Raw genomic sequence first — 4,364 nt, 5'->3', positions numbered from 1 at the left:
GTATCTGGCCGTGGTTCCTACCTATTTCGCCCCCTAAAACTGTCCGAAGTATTGCCATAGTAAAAACTCCAAAAAGCAACAGAACCGACAGCCGTCAATACAGCACCAAAAACCAATTAATCGATAAAAATCAAAAAAATACCAAAAACAAAAAATATTGACTTAACTATTACAGCGCCATGGAGAACAACAATGAAACAAAATATCCACTGGGTAATCCAGACTGCAGTATTTCTTATAGTATTTTTCTGCCCCACCCTTTGGGCAGACAACATCTCCGACTTCCAAAACAGTTGGACCGGCAAAGCACTCGATCTACAGCGAAATATCGACAACCACACCCCCATGAGTGAAAACAACATCCTGGGAACACACAACTCCTATAATTCAGAGGTATACCGCGCCTGTAACTTTTCTGTTGGCTGCCGCTATCTGGACCCACAACAAGAGCACTCGATAAAAGACCAATTGCGAATGGGTGCCCGGTTTATAGAGCTGGACGTACATTGGACAACTAAAATGGAGAGCCTTTTCTCCTACCCTAAAAGATTACTTCTTTGCCACGGTTTGTGCAGCATCAACGATAAATACGCAACAGAAGGCTTTAACGAAGTTAAAGACTGGCTTAATGACAGCTCCAATGAGGGTGAAGTCATTATTTTGTACATTGAAGACCACTCCGATGGTCACCATCAAGATTTACACAATCAAATAGCGGATAGGTTCGGCGATAAAATTTTCTATAGCGGCGGCTGCCAGAGCATACCCAACACCCTGACAAAAAACGATATTCTCGCCGCTGGGAAACAAGTCATATTATGGAAAGACGGCGGCTGCTCCGGCAATAGCGACATAAAAAATATGGCTTTTACCGGGCTGGGCGAAATTGGACGAGTTTGGGAAGACAGCACCACTATTGGCACCATTGGCGAAATATTCAGTGGCGGCATTGAGAGAATTACCACAAATGATGTACGCGATGGCTTTGCCCTAGGCCACAATATTCTCAATCTTGACAATATGAACACTAGCGACGGGCGTATTGCAGCGGCAATCTGGTCCTGGGACCAAAGCGAGCCCAACAATCTGAACAACGAAGACTGTGCTATGCAGTGGAGCAATGGGCGCTGGAACGATGCCAACTGCAATAATCAATACAGTTTTGCCTGTAAAAATACTGCAGACGCAAGCTGGTTGGTCAGCGCCTCTACTGGCCCCTTCTCTCACGGCACTGGGGTATGCCAGGCTCTCGGCAATAACTATAGCTTCGAAGTACCGACCAACAGCCGGGACAACCAGGCCCTGAAAGCCGCACGGGAAACTACCGGCTATGACAAGGTATGGATTAACCTTCAAGATCAGATTGTAGAGGGGTCCTGGCAACGAAATTAAACGCCTAAATTTGAGTGGGGAACCAGCTTCTCCACTCTCTTAATTTAATACCCAATCAAGCCCCCGTGACGAGCATGGGCGACCCAAAATTGACTTTACCTCACACTCCAGTCGCCCCACCCTTCCTCAAGCTGTGACATGTCGTTAGTTTCGGCAAGATCAGGCATAATTCCCAGCTTAACAAGACTGTCAGGATAATATTATGCGAATTCCTACCAACTGGCGCCGTGTCGGCTTGGCTATAGCCATTGGCAGCGCCTTCTCCGGTTGCAGCACGGACAACCGCGAAGTTAGCCCGCAGGCAGACCAAGCCCACGCTCAGAAAGAACATAGCGGACACAACGATACTGGACTCACCCTTACTAAAGCCGAACAGGCCCAAGTGGGCCTTGTTGCTGCCGACCTGCACAAGCACGTGTCAGTGCTGGCCTCCGACGATTTCGAGGGACGCGCCCCTGCCAGCAATGGTGAGGAGCTGACAGTCAATTATTTAGCGACGCAGTTTGAAACCCTAGGCTTGTCCCCAGGCGTAATAGACAAAGAAGGCAATCCCAGCTGGTTTCAGCAGGTGCCTATTGTCGAAATGCATATCGAATCAACCCCGCTAACGATTCAGGGGGAAGGTGTTGGGCAGGTACTTCAGCCTATTGCCGACATGGTGGCCTTTACCCAGCGTCAAACCAGCGCTTCCAGCCTGAAAAACAGTGAATTGGTTTTCGTTGGTTACGGCATCGTCGCCCCAGAAAACCATTGGAATGATTATGCTGACTTGGATATGCAGGGCAAAACAGCTGTTATTCTCGTTAACGATCCAGGCTACGCCACGCAAGACGACACGCTATTTAACGGCAACGCCATGACCTACTACGGTCGCTGGAGCTACAAATTTGAAGAAGCTGCCCGCCAAGGTGCCGCTGGCGCTATTATTGTCCATGAGACTGGCGCTGCCGGTTACCCATGGGAAGTCGTGAGCGGTTCATGGTCCGGCGCCCAGGTTAGCCTGGCCGCTGACAACAAAAATACTGACCGTGTGGCCGTGGAAGCTTGGGTTACCCACCAAGCAGCAAAGGACCTGTTCCAAGCAGCCGGTCTCGACCTAACCGAGGAAATGGGCGTCGCTAAAAGCCGTGATTTTAAACCCAAGTCACTGGAGCTTAGTGCCAATGTCCAACTCAGTAACAACCTGAAAAAATCTAATTCCCGCAATGTTATTGCTAAACTACCAGGCAAAAAGCACGCAGACGAAGTAATTGTTTACACTGCCCACTGGGATCACCTCGGCATCAACAGAAACTCCACTGGCGAGGATCACATCTTTAATGGTGCGGTCGATAACGCCACTGGTACTGCAGGCCTACTGGCCATCGCCGCCCAGGCCGTGAAAGAGGAAAGAGCCGAACGCTCCCTGGTATTCGTCGCGGTTACCGCTGAGGAATCTGGCCTGCTAGGCTCCCAATATTACGCCGCAAATCCAGTTGAGCCTCTAGAGAAAACCGTTGCGGGCTTCAACTTTGACGCTATGAATGTCTTTGGACCTGCTCGGGATATTACGGTGGTTGGTTACGGTAGCAGCGAGTTGGAACAACTGCTGGAAACTGCTGCAAAACGACAGAGTCGCTACCTGGCCCCCGAAGAGCATCCCGAGCGCGGATATTTCTACCGCTCAGATCACTTCAGCTTGGCGAAAAAAGGCGTTCCAATGCTGTATTTCGATTCCGGTACCGACAACTATGAACACGGCCGCGAATGGGCCCAGTCAAAAGGCGACGAGTACATAAGCCAGCATTACCATAAACCGGGCGACGAGTACGATCCCGAGTGGAACTTGGAAGGCGCAGCAATGGACCTTCAACTTGGATTGAAACTGGGCCTGAAATTAGCCAATAGCCGAGACTGGCCCAATTGGTATGAAGGTAACGAATTCCGTGCAATTCGCGATACTAGTACCGACTCTAGAAAATAAGCTTGAACAACCGATCTATTGATTCGGAAAAACCGGAGTGGCGGCATCGAACGGATGTCACCACACTCCACTCCTTGTGCCCGGCTCTCATACTGCAACGAACTCACAAGTTGTTGAGATAGTGTCCCCCAATCCGATTTGTACCATATGAGCCCAAAGATCCGATGACCAAGCGCCCGACATGCGGTCACCCGAAGCCCCCGTATAGATCCGTACGTGCGCTACTAACGCATACAGCTCCTACTTCGAGTATTTAACGCGAAATCGCATTTCTGGATAGGGATGGACAACGCGCACTGATGGAAGTAAACGCCTGACCCAGGGGCCAAAACGCTTCCAAATAAGCGTAAAACGCTGGCTACGGCGGCGGAGTATTTTAAACCAGCGCTTCACTATTTCATTACAAAATAGTGAGACACTCTGACTATTTCCGGGCACACTGTAATAGTTCATATGCCCAGCCAGCACTGATCTTAACCGCTTAAGGGCAAGGCCCACTGGCTCATGCATCCGCCGCCGCAGTTGGCGCTGTATTTCTTTGATCTGATTTACCCACTCGTTTTCTGATAGTCTTGCGCCCCACTTTAAACTCACCATTTCGTCGCTTTGTGCAGAAATGTGCTTAGTGAGTTGTAATAAGCAATATAGGCTCTTACATCGGTTATCGCATCTTCTCTTGTTGCATAGAGATTCCCCGTCAGCCATTCCCGTTTCAGGCTGCCAAAAAAGCGTTCAGTCGGTGCATTGTCCCAACAATTTCCTTTGTGGCTCATTGAGCACACCACTCCATGCTGTTTCAACAGCGCTTGGTAGGTATGGCTGGCATACTAGCTGCCTCGATCAGAGTGGTGTAGAAGACCCTTTGGCGGTGTACGTAAATTGACAGCCATCAGCAACGCACGGCTTACCAAGGCCGCTTCCATCTGGCGATCTAGATGCCAGCCAACAATCCGACGTGAATAGAGGTCAATCACTACCGCCAAGTACAACCAGCCCTGTACAGTCCAGA

At 49.8% G+C, this 4,364-nt stretch carries 4 protein-coding genes; 2 read left to right on the top strand and 2 right to left on the bottom strand.

From position 1 onward, the window contains the following. Nucleotides 1-192: 192 nt before the first annotated feature. Nucleotides 193-1,392 carry a phosphatidylinositol-specific phospholipase C domain-containing protein gene (locus tag MO867_RS20745; protein ID WP_252472651.1) on the top strand — a complete coding sequence of 400 codons (1,200 nt, stop codon included), beginning with the start codon at nucleotides 193-195 and terminating at the stop codon, nucleotides 1,390-1,392. Between the two features lie 202 nt (nucleotides 1,393-1,594). After that, nucleotides 1,595-3,355, top strand: coding sequence for a M28 family metallopeptidase (locus MO867_RS20740; RefSeq protein WP_252472649.1), 1,761 nt, complete (start codon nucleotides 1,595-1,597; stop codon nucleotides 3,353-3,355). A 590-nt stretch (nucleotides 3,356-3,945) separates the two neighbouring features. On the opposite strand, the gene MO867_RS24190 is transcribed toward MO867_RS20740, so the two are convergent. Both MO867_RS24190 and MO867_RS24185 read right to left on the bottom strand, forming a co-directional pair. Further along, a complete protein-coding gene (locus tag MO867_RS24190; protein ID WP_373565921.1) occupies nucleotides 3,946-4,137 on the bottom strand; it encodes an integrase core domain-containing protein in 192 nt (63 codons plus the stop codon). Between the two features lie 45 nt (nucleotides 4,138-4,182). Continuing rightward, on the bottom strand, nucleotides 4,183-4,364 hold a 182-nt coding region (locus MO867_RS24185; protein ID WP_373565920.1), incomplete at its 5' end, for a DDE-type integrase/transposase/recombinase.

Source organism: Microbulbifer okhotskensis (assembly GCF_023895975.1).
In the GTDB taxonomy this organism is placed as follows: Bacteria; Pseudomonadota; Gammaproteobacteria; order Pseudomonadales; family Cellvibrionaceae; genus Microbulbifer; species Microbulbifer okhotskensis.
Note: the sequence above shows the minus strand (reverse complement) of the source record. Positions and strands in the feature narration are given on the sequence as shown.

Bases quoted from the DNA above. Each gene is read 5' to 3' on its own strand.
- MO867_RS20745 (WP_252472651.1), top strand. From the start codon at position 193: ATGAAACAAAATATCCACTGGGTAATCCAGACTGCAGTATTTCTTATA.
- MO867_RS20740 (WP_252472649.1), top strand. From the start codon at position 1,595: ATGCGAATTCCTACCAACTGGCGCCGTGTCGGCTTGGCTATAGCCATT.